The organism is Streptomyces durbertensis (genome assembly GCF_014156695.1).
Taxonomy (GTDB): domain Bacteria; phylum Actinomycetota; class Actinomycetes; order Streptomycetales; family Streptomycetaceae; genus Streptomyces; species Streptomyces durbertensis.
Window position 1 is genome coordinate 23177 of record NZ_WMLF01000001.1, and the last position, 16173, is coordinate 39349.

General features: G+C 74.2%; 15 protein-coding genes. 8 read left to right on the forward strand and 7 right to left on the reverse strand.

The annotated features are described in order from the left end of the window. Window positions 1-40: 40 nt before the first annotated feature. The 3 genes from murC to GL263_RS00120 all read right to left on the reverse strand — a co-directional run bounded on the left by murC (window position 41) and on the right by GL263_RS00120 (window position 3035). Entirely contained in the window at window positions 41-1465 is a 1425-nt protein-coding gene (gene murC, locus GL263_RS00110; RefSeq protein WP_182853426.1) for a UDP-N-acetylmuramate--L-alanine ligase, read from the reverse strand. Between the two features lie 113 nt (window positions 1466-1578). After that, window positions 1579-2046 (reverse strand): indole-3-glycerol phosphate synthase, encoded by a 468-nt coding sequence (locus GL263_RS00115; protein ID WP_182853427.1) that lies wholly within the window; start codon window positions 2044-2046, stop codon window positions 1579-1581. 131 nt (window positions 2047-2177) lie between these two features. Beyond that, the gene (locus tag GL263_RS00120; protein WP_182853428.1) at window positions 2178-3035 is read right to left on the reverse strand and encodes a pyrimidine reductase family protein; all 858 of its coding nucleotides are present in this window, start codon (window positions 3033-3035) and stop codon (window positions 2178-2180) included. Window positions 3036-3144: 109 nt separating this feature from the next. Between GL263_RS00120 and zapE the strand changes: the two genes are divergently transcribed. The 4 genes from zapE (at window position 3145) to GL263_RS00140 (ending at window position 7049) form a co-directional block, all read left to right on the forward strand. After that, window positions 3145-4203: a cell division protein ZapE gene (zapE, locus tag GL263_RS00125; RefSeq protein WP_182853437.1), complete on the forward strand. Its 1059-nt coding sequence runs from the start codon at window positions 3145-3147 to the stop codon at window positions 4201-4203. Between the two features lie 98 nt (window positions 4204-4301). Continuing rightward, window positions 4302-5192, forward strand: a complete 891-nt coding sequence (locus GL263_RS00130; protein WP_182853429.1) for a PPK2 family polyphosphate kinase — start codon at window positions 4302-4304, stop codon at window positions 5190-5192. 142 nt (window positions 5193-5334) lie between these two features. Then, window positions 5335-6168, forward strand: coding sequence for a class I SAM-dependent methyltransferase (locus tag GL263_RS00135; protein WP_194376964.1), 834 nt, complete (start codon window positions 5335-5337; stop codon window positions 6166-6168). A gap of 104 nt (window positions 6169-6272) precedes the next feature. Then, window positions 6273-7049 (forward strand): transglutaminase domain-containing protein, encoded by a 777-nt coding sequence (locus GL263_RS00140; protein WP_323379186.1) that lies wholly within the window; start codon window positions 6273-6275, stop codon window positions 7047-7049. 3 nt (window positions 7050-7052) lie between these two features. On the opposite strand, the gene GL263_RS00145 is transcribed toward GL263_RS00140, so the two are convergent. After that, complete coding sequence (locus tag GL263_RS00145) at window positions 7053-8051, reverse strand: 2-hydroxyacid dehydrogenase (protein WP_182853431.1); 999 nt, start codon at window positions 8049-8051, stop codon at window positions 7053-7055. A gap of 211 nt (window positions 8052-8262) precedes the next feature. Here GL263_RS00145 and GL263_RS00150 point away from each other — a divergent pair, with 211 nt between their 5' ends. Beyond that, window positions 8263-9132 carry a polysaccharide deacetylase family protein gene (locus GL263_RS00150; protein ID WP_182853439.1) on the forward strand — a complete coding sequence of 290 codons (870 nt, stop codon included), beginning with the start codon at window positions 8263-8265 and terminating at the stop codon, window positions 9130-9132. A 207-nt stretch (window positions 9133-9339) separates the two neighbouring features. Then, entirely contained in the window at window positions 9340-11052 is a 1713-nt protein-coding gene (locus GL263_RS00155) for an alpha/beta hydrolase (protein WP_323379187.1), read from the forward strand. Between the two features lie 76 nt (window positions 11053-11128). Here the strand turns inward: GL263_RS00155 and hemQ are convergent, their stop codons facing one another. Genes hemQ through hemE form a run of 3 tightly spaced genes read right to left on the reverse strand, consistent with a single transcriptional unit; the run spans window position 11129 to window position 14398 of the window. Further along, window positions 11129-11845 (reverse strand): hydrogen peroxide-dependent heme synthase, encoded by a 717-nt coding sequence (hemQ, locus tag GL263_RS00160; RefSeq protein WP_182853432.1) that lies wholly within the window; start codon window positions 11843-11845, stop codon window positions 11129-11131. After that, window positions 11842-13353, reverse strand: a complete 1512-nt coding sequence (hemG, locus tag GL263_RS00165) for a protoporphyrinogen oxidase (RefSeq protein ID WP_182853433.1) — start codon at window positions 13351-13353, stop codon at window positions 11842-11844. Before hemG ends, hemQ begins: the two co-directional genes overlap by 4 nt. After that, the gene (hemE, locus tag GL263_RS00170; RefSeq protein ID WP_182853434.1) at window positions 13334-14398 is read right to left on the reverse strand and encodes a uroporphyrinogen decarboxylase; all 1065 of its coding nucleotides are present in this window, start codon (window positions 14396-14398) and stop codon (window positions 13334-13336) included. The genes hemG and hemE overlap by 20 nt, the downstream gene beginning before the upstream one ends. Before the next feature lie 91 nt (window positions 14399-14489). Here hemE and GL263_RS00175 point away from each other — a divergent pair, with 91 nt between their 5' ends. Both GL263_RS00175 and GL263_RS00180 read left to right on the forward strand, forming a co-directional pair. Beyond that, entirely contained in the window at window positions 14490-15125 is a 636-nt protein-coding gene (locus GL263_RS00175) for a DUF3000 domain-containing protein (RefSeq protein ID WP_182853435.1), read from the forward strand. A 221-nt stretch (window positions 15126-15346) separates the two neighbouring features. After that, a complete protein-coding gene (locus GL263_RS00180) occupies window positions 15347-16009 on the forward strand; it encodes a helix-turn-helix transcriptional regulator (protein WP_143648171.1) in 663 nt (220 codons plus the stop codon). Window positions 16010-16173 lie beyond the last annotated feature (164 nt).

Here is a 16173-nt window from a genome sequence, read left to right on the forward strand (position 1 = left end):
GGAGCCCTGGTCCCCCGGCGCTGGTCCCCCGGCGGCCCCGTCAGGCCCGCGCCGGCTCGGCGAGGCGGGCGAGGATGCGGGGGCCGAGGTCGGTCACGTCTCCCGCTCCCATGGTGAGAACAAGGTCGCCGGGCTTGGCCATTCCCGCGATCAGCTCGGGGATCTCCTCCCGGTCTCCGACGGCGGTGACGTCGGCGCCGTGCGCCCGGGCGGCGTCGGTGACCAGGGCGCTGGTGACGCCGGGCACGGGGTCCTCGCGGGCCGGGTAGATCTCCATGACCGCGGAGGCGTCGGCGAGCGCCAGCGCCTGGCCCATCTCGCGGCCGAGCTCCTGGGTGCGGCTGAACAGGTGCGGCTGGAAGACGACCAGCACCCGGCCGGGGGCGTCGGCGGGCAGCGCGCCCCTGATGGCCTCCAGGTCGGCGGTCATCTCGGTGGGGTGGTGGGCGTAGGAGTCGATGACCTGGACGCCGGCGGCCTCGCCCTTGAGCTGGAGGCGGCGCCTGACCCCGGTGTAGGAGGCGAGCGCACCGGCCAGCTCGGCGGCGGGGACGCCCGCGGCGGCGCCGGCGGCGAGCGCGGCGACCGCGTTGTGCGCGTAGTGCCGGCCGGGTACGGAGACGGTGAAGGTCAGCCGCTCGCCGGTGGCCGCGAACTCGGCGGTGACCTCGCTGGTCAGGCCGTGCGGCACCACGGCCAGGACGCGGACGTCGGCGTCCTGGGACTCGCCGTAGGTGACGACGGTGGGCGCCGTCTCGCCGAGTCGCACCCGGCGGGTCAGCTCCCGCGCGCCGTCGTGGTCGGCGGAGATCACCAGTGTGCCGCCGGGGGTCACGCGGTCGACGAACGTCTGGAACGACTCGTGGATCTCCTCCATCGAGGCGTAGTTGGCGTGGTGGTCGAGCTCGACGTTGAGGACGATCGCGACCTCGGGCGTGTAGCGGTGGAAGCTGCGGTCGCTCTCGTCGGCCTCGGCGACGAAGAGTCCGCCGCGCCCGTGGTGGGCGTTGGAGCCGGGCTCGTCGAGATCGCCGCCGATCGCGTACGACGGGTCCAGGCCGAGGGTGCGCAGGGCGACGGCGAGCATGGAGGTGGTGGTGGTCTTGCCGTGGGTGCCGGCGACGGCCAGCGCGCGGGTGCCGGTCATCAGCGCGGCGAGCGCGTCGGAGCGGTGCACGACGGGCACACCGCGTTCGGTCGCCGCGGCCAGCTCCGGGTTGTCCTCGCGGATGGCCGACGAGACGACCACGCAGTCGGCGTCGGCTGCCAGGTGGTCGGCGGCGTGCCCGATGTGGACGGTGACGCCCAGCTCGCGCAGGGCGGTGGCGGTGGCCGACTCCCTGGCGTCGCTGCCGGCGACGTGCGCGCCGCGCTGGGCGAGGATCTTGGCGATGCCCGACATCCCGGCTCCGCCGATGCCGATGAAGTGCGGTCGGGCCATCGAGGGCGGGATCGCCGGTGCCATGCTTGATCTCCCTGGTCGTCGCGTACGGCACCGATTGTCGCACCCCGCGCCGGGCCCTCCCGTCCACCCCGCCGGCCGTGCGAACACGGCGGCGGGGCGAGGTGCCGGGTGACTCAGTCCGCGTGGGCGAAGAGCTTCAGCACGGGGACACCCACCTTGTGCCGGGCCCGGGAGGCCCAGTCGCGGTGGAAGAACTCCTCGACCAGGTGCGGGGCGGTCAGCACGATGACCTCGTCGGCGCCGGTCTCCTCCACCACCTTGCCGAGCGCGTCCAGCGGGTGCTTGTCGACGATGCGGCCGACGGCCTCGGCGCCGGTGTCCCGCAGGGACTTCAGCGAGTGTTCGAGACCGAGCCTGGCCGGCGGCATGGCGTCCTCGCCCTCGGGGATGTCGGCCTCGTGGACCGCGGCCTCCAGCTCGCCGAGGGCCACGTCGTCCAGGGCGCGCAGCAGCCGGTCCTGTTCGCCGCGCGGCTGCATCAGGACGAAGAAGGACACCGGCTCCTCGCCGTGCAGCGTCGTGACCAGCTCCACGTCGGTGGGCACCAACGGCTTCTCGATCATCAGTACGGTGGTGAACACGGCGGGTGCCCTTCTTCTCGCGGCCCCCGGGGAGGGCCCGAACAGAAACCATCCTTCCCGGTGATCGCGGGGGTACGCGAGCGCCGGGTGCGCGCCTTCCAGTCTGCCCGTCCCAAACTAAGCGGAACGTGTCATTCCGGCGATCGGCGGACCCTGCGGTACCGGGTGAACAGGAATCCGGATTCCTCCAGCAGCGACTCCAGGGTGAAGTCGGCGGGCACCTCCAGCGCGGGTCCGTCGGTGATCCGCGCGGCGTGCCCCGACGTGACACGCGGGGAGACCGTCAGGCACAGCTCGTCCAGCACGCCGGCGGCGGCGAACTGGCCGAGCAGCCGGGGGCCGCCCTCGGTGAGCAGCCGGCGGAGTCCGTGTGCGGCGAGCAGCCCCGGCACCCGCGCCGGGTCGACCGACGCCCCCTCCCCCGCGAGCAGCACCTCGGCACCCGACCGACGGGCCCGGGCCAGCCGCTCCGGCGGCGCGCCGGCGCCGGTCAGTACCAGGGTGGGCACCAGCGGGTCGGTGAACAGCGGGGTGTCGAAGTCCAGTTCGAGCCCCGAGGTGACCACCGCGATGGCCGGCGCGACCGGTTGCCCCGCGGCCTTGCGGCGGGCCCGGAAGGCGTCCCGGGCGCGAGCCGGCCGGTAGCCCTCCTGGCGCACGGTCTGCGCGCCGACGACCACCGCGTCCGCCAGGCCGCGCAGGACTCCGAAGACCCGCATGTCCGCGGCGCCGGACAGCGGCTGGGAGGCCCCGTCGTGGTACGCGGCGCCGTCCAGCGAGCTGACCATGTTGGCCCGCAGCCACGGCTCGCTGGGGCCGAGCGGCGGATAGCCGTACGCCTCGGCGATCTCCTCCAGCGACCACTCGCGGTCGGTGTCCGGCGCGCCGAGAAGGGGCACGCCCGCCGGCGCGGTGGCCGTCGGGCCGGGTGTCGGGTCCGCCGCCGGGTGCGCGGTCGGGTCGGCGGCCAGGGGGAACAGACGTCGCATGGCGGCAGTGTGGCACGGGCCACCAACGAGCGGCACGGGGTGCCGGGCACCGTAGAGTGAAGACGTGCCTACGCCCTCCTGTGATTCCACCGACGCCCCGGCGAGCGAGATAGTCGCCGGGGACGAGACACCCGTCTCACTGTGCGAGCGGGAGCCGTTTGTCCCCGCCGAGCGGCTGGTGGCCGAGATGGTGCCGCCGCCGCGCTTCGGCGACGTGCGTTTCGACACCTACATCCCGGACGCCAAGCAGCCGAGCCAGTCGCAGGCCGTGGACGTGCTGAGCGGCTTCGCCGCCGGGCTGGGCGGCGAAGCCCCCGGTGGCGGCCGCCGGCGCTGGTTCCGCCGGGAGGCCAGGCCGGCCGCCGGCCCCAAGGGCGTCTACCTGGACGGCGGCTACGGGGTGGGCAAGACGCACCTGCTCGCCTCGCTGTGGCACGCGACCCCGGCACCGGCCGAGCGGAAGGCGTTCGGCACCTTCGTCGAGCTGACCAACCTGGTCGGCGCGCTCGGCTTCCAGCAGACCGTGCGCACGCTCAGCGAGCACCGGCTGCTGTGCATCGACGAGTTCGAACTGGACGACCCGGGCGACACCGTGCTCGTGTCCAGCCTGCTGCGGGAGCTGGTGGGCTCCGGTGTGGCACTCGCCGCCACCTCCAACACGCTGCCGGGCAAGCTCGGTGAGGGCCGGTTCGCGGCCGTCGACTTCCTGCGCGAGATCCAGGGCCTGTCCGCGCACTTCCGCACGCTGCGCATCGACGGCGAGGACTACCGGCACCGCGGCCTCCCCGAGGCGCCCGCCCCGCACGACGACCACACGGTCACCCGCGCGGCGTACCGCACGCCGGGGGCCTCCCTGGACGACTTCGCCGCGTTGCTGGCCCACCTCTCCCGGGTCCACCCCAGCCGCTACGGCGCGCTGTGCGACGGCGTGGCGGCGGTGTGCCTGACGGGTGTGACGCCCGTGCCGGACCAGGCGACGGCGCTGCGCCTGGTGGTGCTCGCCGACCGGCTGTACGACCGGGAGGTCCCGGTCCTCACCTCCGGCGCGCCCTTCGACCAGCTGTTCGGCGAGGACATGCTGAAGGGCGGCTACCGCAAGAAGTACTTCCGGGCGATCTCCCGCCTCACCGCGCTCGCCCGCGACGCGCGCCGGCTCACCGCCGCGTAGGGCCGCCCTCCGGCCGCTCCCACGGCCCCGCGCAGGGGCCGCCCACCAGCCGACCGGGCCCACGCGCCGGGCCGGCGGACAGGCCCTAGCCTGGTGTGATGGCAAAGAGGGCGCGTGGGGCCCGCCGTTCGCCGGCGGAAGCCGCGGGCGGCGTGCGGATGGGCGATCTGCTGCGGGTACCGCCGGGGAGCGGCCCGCGGCTGGCCGACGTGGACAGCGGAGCGACGCCCGGCGACCCGCCGGGCAAGCGCCGCTCCCGGGCGGCCGTCGTCGCCCTCGGCGAGCGGCTGGCCGAGTTGCAGGAGCGGCTGTACGCGTCCAGCACGGCCGGCGACCGGCGCCGGGTGCTGCTGGTGCTCCAGGGCACGGACACCTCCGGCAAGGGCGGCGCGGTCAAGCACGTGGCCGGCCGGCTCAACCCGGCCGGCTGCCGGGTCAAGTCCTTCAAGGCGCCGACCGACGAGGAGCTGCGGCACCCGTTCCTGTGGCGGGTGGAGCGGGCGCTGCCGGAGCCCGGGGAGATCGGCGTCTTCGACCGCTCGCACTACGAGGACGTGCTGGCCGCCCGGGTGCGGGGGCTGGTACCGCAGGACGAGTGGGAAGCCCGCTACGAGTTGATCAACGGCTGGGAGCGGCGGCTGGCGGAAGACGGCGTCACCCTGCTGAAGGTGTTCCTGCACATCGGCTACGAGGAGCAGCGGGAGCGGCTGCTGGCCCGGCTGGACAGACCGGACAAGCACTGGAAGTTCAGCGAGGGGGACCTGGACGACCGTGTGCTGTGGCCGGAGTACCAGCGGGCCTACGAGGTGGCGCTGCGGCGCTGCTCGACCCCGTGGGCGCCCTGGTACCTCGTCCCGGCGGACCGCAAGTGGTACCGCGACTGGGCGGTCGCCCACCTGCTGCACGAGACCCTGACCGATCTCGACCCCCGCTACCCTCCCGGCGACATCGACCTCGACCGCGCCCGCGCCCGCCTCGCCGCCGACTGACGCCCGGCGGCGAGGCCCGCTCCCGGGCAGGAGCACGAGTACGCGCGTCCGCTAGCCCGGCCGTGACCGGCCTTGACCCCGCGGCGTCCCACCGACTACAAGTAGATGAAAATCATTCTCGACAACGGGGGGCGTGGGCACGATGGCGACCAGGCACCGGATCACCGAGGGCGGCGTGGAGGAGACGGTCCTCATCCCGCTCTACGCACGCGCCGTGGAGACCACCGGGCCAGACCCCGCCCTGCGCGACCCACGTGCCGTCGAGATGGTCGACGCCATCGACTACGACTACCGGAAGTTCGACGGACAGCCCAGCCTCAGGGGCGCCGTGATGCGCACCGCGCTGTTCGACCTGTGGACCCGCGACTTCCTCGCCGAGCACCCGGAGGGCACGGTGATCGAGGTCGGGACCGGCCTCAACACCCGCTTCGAGCGCACCGACAACGGCCGGGCGCGCTGGTACGACCTCGACCTCCCGGAGGTGGTCGCGCTGCGCCGCCGGTTCTTCGAGGACACCGCGCGCCGCACCATGATCGCCGCCTCCGCCACCGACCGGAGCTGGCCCGACCTGGTGACCGGCGAAGGGCCTCACCTCGTCAGCGCGGAGGCGGTGCTGGCGTTCCTTCCCGAGGAGGAGGTGCGCCAGGTGGTCGGGATGCTGGCCGAACGCTTCCCCGGGGCGCTTCTGGCGGCGGACAGCGCCGGTCCGGCCCTCGTGCACGCCCAGCAGGACCACGACGTGCTCAGCAAGGTCGAGGCACGGATGCGCTGGGCGTGCGAGGACCCGGCCGAGGTGGCCGGCTGGTACCAGGGGGTGGAGCTGCTCTCGAGTCACACGATGACGTCACTGCCCCGGCGGCTCGTGGAGGGCCTCCCCCGCGCGTACCGCGACACGGTCGAGGAGTTGGCCGTTCTGCGGCTGCCCCAGGTCGAGCAGTACCGGATGAACCTCTACCGGCTGCCGTCGCACGGCTAGGGCCTTCCCCGGAGCGGGCTCCGGGCCGTCGACTCGGGGCACCGACCTCGGCCTCCGCCCGCGGCTCTGCGAGGATGGGACGGAACACGACAGAGGGGCGGGGTGTGACAAGTTCGCTGCTCAGACCACGGGGACGCGTCCGGACCGGGCGGATCGGTGCCGCGCCCGCGACCGGAGGCACGGCACCGACCGCGATACTCGACTGGCGGCACCCGCGCGTGACCGCGCTGGTCGCCGCCGTGCGGGCGACCGGCGGCGACGGGACGGACCGGACGGCGTTGCTGCGGGCCGCGCACGGACGGATCGCCGCGACCGTGCGGCCGGTGTACTCGGTGCGCGACGACCGGCCGGTCTCGTCGGTGCTGCGGCGGGGGCGGGGGTCCTGCAGCCAGCGGCTGGCCGTGCTGGAGGCGGTCGCCCGGGCGGTCGACGTGCCCACCCGGGTGCGGGGGCTGCTGCTGGACGGCGCGTTCTGGTATCCGCGCTTCCCCCGACTGAGGCCGCTGGTGCCCGACCAGGTCGTGCTGGCCTGGCCCGAGTTCCGGCCGGGCCCGGCCGACGGCGCCGACGGCTGGCTGTCCCCGTCCGCACTGTTCGGCGGTACCGAGGGTTCGGCACGCCGGCCGTCCGGCGGGTTCGGCAACGACGGCGCGGAGACGCTGTTCGAGGCGCTGTCCAGGACGTCACTCGACTGGGACGGCACGGCGTCCTGCCCGGCCGGCGGCGGCTGCGACCTCTCCGGCCATGTGCTCGCCGACCTCGGGCGCTTCGACTCCCGCGACGATCTCTTCGCCGCGCACGGGCAGACGCTGTGCGGCACGGCCCGACTGCTGGCCGAGCCGGTGCTGGGCCGGCGGTCCGCAGGCGCCGGCGTGCGCTGACCGTCAGCCGTAGGGCGCCGTGAGGGTGTTCTCGCTGGTCCGGCGGGCCAGGTGGTCGTCGATGTTCCGCACGGTGGTGTGGATGATCTGGCCGACCGCGTCCTGGGTGAAGTACGCCTGGTGGGAGGTGACGAGGACGTTCCGGAAGGTCATCAGCCGGGCCAGCACGTCGTCCGTCATCACCTCCAGCGAGTGGTCGTGGAAGAAGACGCCCGCCTCCTCCTCGTAGACGTCGAGCCCGACGCCGGCGAGGCGGCCGGCGCGGAGGGTGTCGACGAGCGCGGTGGTGTCGATCAGGCCGCCGCGTCCGGTGTTGATCAGCAGCGCGTCGTCCTTCATCAGCTTCAGGGCGGCGGCGTCCACGAGGTGGTGGGTCCGCGGGGTCAGCGGTACGTGCAGGCTGATCACGTCGGATTCCGCGAAGAGGCGTTCGGTGTCCACGTACTCCATGCCGAGGGCGCGGCACTCCTCGTTCTCCACGAGGTCGTTGCCCAGCAGCCGCATGCCGAAGCCGTGGGCGATCCGGGCGAACACGGTGCCGATCTCCCCGGTGCCCAGCACGCCGACCGTGCGTCCGTGGAAGTCGCGGCCCATCAGCCCGTCGAGCCGGAAGTCGAACTCCCGGGTTCGGCCGGCGGCGCGCACCACCTTGCGGTCCAGGGCGAGCGCCAGGGTCCAGGCGAACTCGGCCACGGAGTGCGGGGAGTAGTGGGAGACGCGGGCGACGGTGAGGCCGAGTCGGCGCGCCGCCTCCAGGTCGATGTTGTTGTAGCCGGTGGAGCGCTGGGCGATCATCCGGGTTCCGCCGGCGGCCAGCGTCTCGAGTGCCGGCGCGTCGAGCACGTCGTTCACGCTGCTGCTCACGATCTCGTGGCCGGCGGCCGTCGGTGCGGTGTCGCGGTTGAGCAGCAGGTCCAGGCAGCGGATCGCGTGCCGTCCGCTGAACGCGCGCTCGATGAGCGGCCGTTCGTCGTGCTGTACTCCGTAGGCCACGATCTCCATGCGGCTTGTCTCCCTGTGTCGGCGCGGTGCTCTCACTTTCCCTCGCAAACGGTGGCACGTCGCCGGGGGCGGCGCGAGGGACGACGGTCACCGGTCGCTGGGCCGTTCGGCCCTGCGTTCACGGGTCCGCCCACCGGCCGGCGCAACCTGGCGCGCGCCGACGGCACGCTTTTCCTATGTTCGGATAGTGATCATTCGAACGCGAACCGTGATGCTGGTTCTGGCGGCGGCCCTGCTGGCGTCCTGCGCGGCGCCGCCGGCCTCGGACGAGACCGGCCGGGCCAAGCCCGCCGAACCGGCCGCCAAGCCGCCGCCGGCGCTCGGCCTGCCGCTGCGCGGCGGACTCAGCCCGGTCTTCGAGCACGGGCCGCGCGACGCCGACCGCCCGGCGGTGGCGCTGACCTTCGACGCCGACATGACGGCCGACCAGGGCCCGAGGGCCGCCGGCGGGGAGCGCTTCGACAACCCCGGCCTCGTCGACGCGCTCCGCGAGCTGCGGGTGCCCGCGACGGTCTTCATGACCGGCATGTGGGCGCGCACCTATCCGCGGCAGGCCCGCGCGATCGACCGCGACCCGCTGTTCGAGGTCGCCAACCACTCCTACTCCCACCACGCGTTCACCGAGCACTGCCACGGGCTGCCCACCCTGCCGCCCGACCGGGCCCGCGAGGAGGTGACCCGGGCGTACGCCGCGCTGCGCGAGGCGGGGGTGCGAAGCGCCACGCCGTACTTCCGCTTCCCCGGCGGCTGCCACGACAAGCGGGCGCTGCGGGCCGTCGGGCAGGCCGGTGTGACCACCGTCCAGTGGGACGTGGTCGGCGGCGACGCCTTCAACCCCGACGCCGGGTCGATCGTCCGGCAGGTGCTCGACGGGGTCCGGCCGGGCTCGGTGGTGGTGCTGCACTGCACGCTCAGCGCCGCGCCGGCGACCGAGCAGGCGGTACGGCGCGTGGTGCCCGAGCTGCGGCGTCGCGGCTACCGGCTGGTGAAGGTGTCGGAGCTGGTCTCCGCCGAGCTGCGCACGGCGGACGCGAAGGCCGGACCGGCCGGGGAACCGCGGAACGGTCCCGTCCGTTCGTGAAGGGTGAGGCCCCGTGGATCCCCCGACCGCGGGGCCTCACCAGTGCCTCCGTCCGCGCCGGCGCCCTCACTCCTTCGAGTGGAGCTCGGCAACACCGCCTCAAGGTCCCCGGCCCCACCGCACGCTGACTGATCATCCGGTTATTCACGCACCTGGCCCGACGGCCGGTGGCGGCCGCGAGCGGGAACCGGCAGCAAAGGGGTACGGGTGAGATCGGTACGGACGACAACGGTGTACTGCGCGCTGGGCGCGCTCGCACTCGGCGCGGGAGCCCTGGGCCCGACCGCCTGGGCGTCACCGCCGCACGGGACACCGTCACACGAGGCGGCCGCACCCCCGCCGGCACCGGGCGCGCACGCCGCCGCCGTGCCGAGGTCGGCGGGCGAGGCGGCCCGGGCCGAGGGTGTCGCGCTGGCCGCCGCGCGGGCGGCCGCACGGGGCGTCACCTGGGAGAAGTGCGCGGAGGTCGAGCGCCTGCCGGACCCGGTGCGCTGCGGCACGGTCACGGTGCCGGTCGACTACGCCGACCCCGACGGCGAGACGATCGAGCTGACCGTCAGCCGGCTGGAGGCCGAAGGACCGGCCGAGAACCGCAAGGGACCGCTGGTCTACAACCCGGGCGGCCCCGGTGGCAACGGCATGCTGTTCCCGCTGTACTCGCTGGTGCTCGGCGGCACCTGGAAGAAGCTGGGCGACTCCTACGACCTGGTCGGCTTCGCCCCGCGCGGCGTGGGGCGCTCGGCGCCGGTGTCGTGCAGGGAACCGGAGGAGTACTGGCGGGCGCCCAACCACTCGCCGCGTACGCCGTCCGAGGAGTTCAAGCAGGTCAAGAACGCGGAGGCGGCCGAGTACGCGGCGGGCTGCGCGCAGCGGCAGGGCCATCGGCTCGCCCAGCTGACCACCCCGAACAACGCGCGGGACCTGGAGGTCCTGCGGGCCGCGCTCGGCCAGGAACGCCTGTCCTACCTGGGCGTCTCCTACGGCACCTACATCGGCTCCGTGTACGCCACGCTCTTCCCCGACCGGGTGCGGGCGATGGTGCTGGACAGCGTCGTCGACCCGTCTCCGGAGAGCGTCTGGTACGAGGCGAACCTCAAGCAGTCGCTCGCCTTCGAGGACCGGTGGAGCGACTGGAAGAGCTGGGTCGCCGAGCACCACGGCACGTACCGGCTCGGCCGCACCGAGAAGGCCGTCCAGCGCAGCTTCGACAAGGTGCGCGACCGGCTCGACGCCGAGCCCGCCGACGGCCGGGTCGGCTCACGGGAACTGGTGGAGGCCTACCTGGACACCGGCTACACCGACGACCTGTGGGCCGTCCGCGCCTGGGCGTTGGCCGAGTTCCGCAAGGGAAACAGCAAGCCGCTGGTCGACGCCGCCGCGCACGCCCCGCAGCGCGCGGCCTCGGCGGAGAACGGCACGGCCGTCTACACCACCACCGAGTGCAACGACGCCCGCTGGCCGAGGGACTTCGCCCGCTGGGACCGGGACAACTCCGCCCTCGCGGCCAAGGCGCCGTTCATCACCTGGGAGAACGCCTGGCTGAACCTGCCCTGCGCGCACTGGCCCCACGTGCAGGAGGAGCCGCTGGAGGTCGGCGCCGAGCCGGGCGCGCTGCCGCCGGTCCTGCTGCTGGCCGCCACCGGTGACGCGGCGACGCCGTACGAGGGCGCGCTGGAGCTGCGCCGACGGCTGCCGGACTCGGTGCTGGTGACCGAGCGGGACGCCGGGACGCACGGCATCGGCGGCGGCGCCAACGCCTGCGTCAACCACCATCTGGAGCGGTACCTGCTGGAGGATCTCGCCCCGGCGCGGGACACCGCCTGCGCCGGGCGGCCGGCCCCGGAGCCGGTCTACGGCCAGTCGCGGACGCGGGCGATGCCGCACGCGCTCACCGGCCGCCCGCTGGGCGCCGTCCGCTGACCCGGACACGCCGGCCGCTGATCAGGACACGCTGCCGCCGGGCGCCGTCGCTGCGACGGTGCCCGGCGGTGGTGCGTCAGGCCAGACCTTCCACCAGTTCGGCGACCGAGCGGCGGCGGCCGGTGTAGAACGGCACCTCCTCGCGGACGTGCATCCGCGCCTCGGAGCCACGCAGATGACGCATCAGGTCGACGATCCGGTACAGCTCGTCGGCCTCGAACGCCAGGATCCACTCGTAGTCGCCGAGCGAGAACGACGCCACGGTGTTGGCGCGTACGTCGGGGAAGCCGCGGGCCATCTTGCCGTGGTCGGCGAGCATCCGGCGGCGGTCCTCGTCGGGCAGCAGGTACCAGTCGTAGCTGCGCACGAAGGGGTACACGCTGACGTACTCGCGCGGCGTCTCGTCGGCGAGGAACGCCGGGATGTGGGACTTGTTGAACTCGGCCGGGCGGTGCAGCGCCATGTTGGACCACACCGGTTCCAGCGCGCGGCCCAGCCGGGTGCGGCGGAACAGGTTGTAGGCGGTCTGGAGTTCGTCCGAGGTCTCGGCGTGCCACCAGATCATGACGTCCGCGTCGGCGCGCAGCCCGGACACGTCGTAGGTGCCGCGCACGGTGACGTCCTTCGCGGCGAGCTGGTCGAACAGCTCCTGGACCTCCTCGGCGTAGCCGGCGCGGTCGGCCGGCAGGGCCTCGCGCAGTCGGAACACCGACCACAGGGTGTAGCGGATGACCTCGTTCAGGTCCTTTGCCCTCTTGCCCGCGTTGGGGGTCTTCTCCGGTGCAGCAGTCATGTGTCCATTCTCGCTTCCGCGCTCGGGGCCCCGGCAGCCGCCCCCGGCTGCGCGGCGACCCGGTCCGCCGCCCGGTGGCCGTCGGCCACGCAGGCCGGGATGCCCACGCCGCCGTAGGCGGCCCCGCAGACGGCGAGTCCCGGCAGTTCGGCGATCGCGCGGTGGACCCGGCCGACCGCGTCCAGGTGGCCGACCGGGTACTGCGGGAGGCCGGCGCGCCAGCGGGTGACCAGGGACGCGACCGGCCTGGCGGCCAGTCCCGTCGCCTCCCGCAGGTCGCGCAGGGAGAGCCGGACGAGTTCGTCGTCGTCCCGCTCCAGCAGCGCGGGTTCGCCGATCCTGCCGACCGAGGTGCGCAGGAGGAACAGTCCGGGGTCCTGGTCGGCCACCCACTGCCACTTGTTGCTGGAGAAGGTGGCGGCCTTGATGGTGTGCCCGTCCACTGGCGGGACGAGGAAGCCGCTGCCGCGCGGCACCTCGGCCAGGTCGGCGCGGCGGAAGGCGAGCGTGCACAGCGCCATGGACGCGTACTCCACCCGTTCGAGTTCGGCGGCGGCGGTCGGCGCCGCCTCGCGCAGCAGACGGGCCGCGGATCCGGCGGGCAGCGCGACCACCACGGCGCGGGCGGTGCGTGCCCCGTCCGCGCACTCCACGAGCCAGCCGTCCGGGGTCCGGCGCAGCGCCCGGGCGGCGACGCCGGTCCGTACCGTGCCGCCGGCCGCGCGCACGGCGGCCGCGACCGCCTCGGGCAGCCGGCCCACGCCGCCCTCGATGCCGAGGAACACCGGCGCCTCCGCCCCGGCCGCACGGGTCGCCGCGCCTTCGGCCGCGGCGCCCTCGGGGGCGGCGGCGGAGGCGGCGGCCCGCTGGACGGCGCGCACGGCGGCCAGCAGGGACGGTTCGTCCCGGGCGGCCTCGTAGAGCTGCGGGAGGGTGGCGCGCAGGGAGATACGGCGGGCGTCGCCCGCGTAGACACCGCCCAGCAGGGGCTCCACCAGCCGGTCGACGACCTCCGGGCCCAGCCGCTGGGCCACGTACTCGCCGATGCTGACGTCCTCACCGAGCGGCGTGGCCGGGAGGCGGCTGTCCTCGGCGATGCGGGCCAGGCCGTCCGGGGAGATCACCCCGGCGACACTCGCCGGGTCGCCGGGCACACCCATGAGGTGTCCCTTGGGCATCGGCCGGATCTCGCCCCTTGTCCACAGCGCGCCGCCGAAGACGGCGGGCGGCCGCAGCGCGTCGCCGAGCCCGACAGCGCGGGCCAGGTCGACCGCTTCGGGGCGGCGGGCCAGCATCGACTCGGCGCCCAGGTCGACGGCGCAGCCGGCGATCTCGCCGCACAGCAGCTTGCCGCCGACCCGGCTGTCCGCCTCCAGGACGGTCACCCGGGCCCCGCCGAGGGCGAGGCGGTGGGCGGCGGCCAGTCCGGCGACGCCGGCGCCGAGCACCAGGACGTCGGCGTCCGACTCCCGGCCGGCGGGCCGTGCGTCAGCGGGCGGTGCGCTCATGGACGTACTCCACCAGGCGGGTCAGCGCGTCCGGGTCGGTGTCCGGCAGCACGCCGTGGCCGAGGTTGAAGACGTGGCCCTCCAGCGAGGCGGCGGCCTCCAGCACCCGGTCGGCCTGCCGCTCCACCGCGTCGCGGGGGGCGAAGAGCACGGCCGGGTCGAGGTTGCCCTGGAGCGCGCGGCCGGGGCCGACGCGGCGGGCGGCCTCGTCGAGCGGCACCCGCCAGTCGACGCCGACGACGTCCGCGCCGGCCTCACCGAGCAGACCGAGCAGTTCGCCGGTGCCCACGCCGAAGTGGATCCGCGGCACCCCGTGGTGCTCGACCGCGCGGAAGACCTTCTCGGAGGCCGGCATGACCAGTTCGCGGTAGTCGCGGGGGGCCAGGGCGCCCACCCAGGAGTCGAAGAGCTGCACCGCGCTCGCCCCGGCCCGGATCTGCACCTCCAGGAAGGCGGCGGTGATGTCCGCGAGCCGGTCCAGCAGGTCGGCCCACAGCTCGGGGTCGCCGTACATCAGGGCCTTGGTGTGCTCGTGGTTGCGGGAGGGGCCGCCCTCCACGAGGTAGCTGGCCAGCGTGAAGGGCGCGCCGGCGAAGCCGATGAGCGGGGTGGTGCCCAGCTCCCCGGTGAGCATGCCGATCGCCTCGGTGACGTAGGAGACGTCGTCCGGCTCCAGCGGGCGCAGCCGCTCCAGGTCGGCGCGGGAGCGGATGGGGCGGTCCACGACCGGCCCGACGCCCGGCTTGATGTCCAGGTCCACACCGATCGCCTTGAGCGGCACGACGATGTCGCTGAAGTAGATGGCCGCGTCGACGCCGTGGCGGCGGACGGGCTGGAGGGTGATCTCGGTGACCAGGTCGGGGCGCATGCAGGAGTCCAGCATGGCGACGCCCTCGCGGACCTTGCGGTACTCGGGCAGCGATCGGCCCGCCTGCCGCATGAACCAGACCGGTGTGTGCGGCACCGGTTCGCGTCGGCACGCTCTCACGAACGCGGAGTCGGCGGTCTTGCGCTGCGGGCCCGTCGGGCGGTCGTCGACACTCACGCGTCGAAGTCTCGCACGAGCCGGTGGACGACCGACAACGCACCGGGTGTCCCTACCGCGACCGGCCGGTTGTTCCGCCTACTCTTCGGCCATGGGAGCGGCGCGAGCACACACAACTGAGGGTGCGGACGGCGGGGAGGGCCTTCCCCCGGCGTTCCGGCAGGCGGTCGGCGCGCTCACCGCGGTGCGGCCGAGGCACGAGGTGCGGCTCGACCCGCTGCCCCCGCCGCGACGGCTGGCGCCGTACGCGCACGCGGTGGAGGCGTCGGTCACCGTCGACGACGAGGAGCTGGCCGACGGCCGGTTTGTCCTGCTGCACGATCCGCGCGGGCAGGAGGGCTGGCACGGCACGTTCCGGGTGGTCACCCTGGCCCGGGCGGAGCTGGAGGCGGAGATGGCCGCCGACCCGCTGCTGCCGGAGGTGACCTGGTCCTGGCTGACCGGGGCGCTGGAGGCGCGCGGCGCGACGTACGAGGCGCCCAGCGGCACGGTCACCCGTTCCTCCTCCCACTACTTCGGCGACCTGGCAGAGCGCGCGCCGCAGGCGGAGATCGAGATCCGGGCGTCCTGGACCGCGCCGGCGGACCGGGAGCCGGTGCCGGACACGGCGGCTCACCTGCTGGCGTGGTGCGAGCTGCTCGGGCAGTGCGCGGGGCTCCCGCCGGAGAGCGGGCAGCACGCCGGGGTCGTCCAACTCCCCCAGCGCCGCGGTCCGCACCCCCTCTGAGCGGCGGCGGGGATCACGGGGGCGGCGCGGGGACGTGCGCCGCCGCGGGGACGACCACTCGCCCCTTTGTCCGATTTGCGAGAAATGTTCTCACTCGTTCGTGATCTTCCTCTAAAGGCCGCCCGCCAGGGTGCCGAAGGAGTCACTGACCCTTCCACAAGGGATCGTCCCGACTTCCCGTAAGTCGGCTACCGTCCCCATCTCCTCTCCCAGGAGGCCCGGTGTCTGTTCTCCTCGAGCACCCCACAAGCCTGGTCGCCTACCGCCCGAACAAGCCGACGGCCATGGTCGTCATGGCCGACCCCCGAGTCCGCTCCACCGTGACGCGCCACCTGTGGGCGCTCGGGGTGCGGGACGTGATCGAGGCGTCGTCGGTGGCGGAAGCGCGCCCCCGGGTGGCCAACCCGCGCGACATCTGCGTGGCGGAGGTCCACCTACCTGACGGATCCGGTCTCACCCTGTTGTCCGAAACCCGGGCGGCCGGCTGGCCGAACGGGCTGGCACTGTCCGCGGCCGACGACATCGGCGCCGTCCGCAACGCCCTGGCCGGCGGCGTCAAGGGCTACGTCGTCACCGGCACCCGCAACAACCTCGCGATGGGCCTGCGCTCCGGCGCGGCGGCCATGGCGGGACCCGGCGCCCGCATGCACCGCCGTCCCCCGGGAGCGCCGGGCCACCCCGGCGGCCACCGGGAGCTGTCCGGACGCGAGGTGGAGGTCCTGCGGCTGGTCGCCGAAGGACAGTCCAACAAGGCCATCGGCGTCTCCATGGGCCTCTCCGCACTCACCGTGAAGAGCCACCTGGCCCGCATCGCCCGCAAGCTGGGCACCGGCGACCGCGCCGGCATGGTCGCCGTAGCCCTGCGGACCGGCATCATCCACTGACCGCCACACCGACGACCCGGGCCCGGGAGTCGGAGGTCAGCGAGCCAGTACCCGCCGGCGTAACGTTCCGTCGGCGGGTGCTGGGCACCAGGTGGGCACAGCTACCCTTAGCGGGTGACCGACGCCGAAGAGACCTCAGCAACCGACACCGCTCAGGCCCCCTC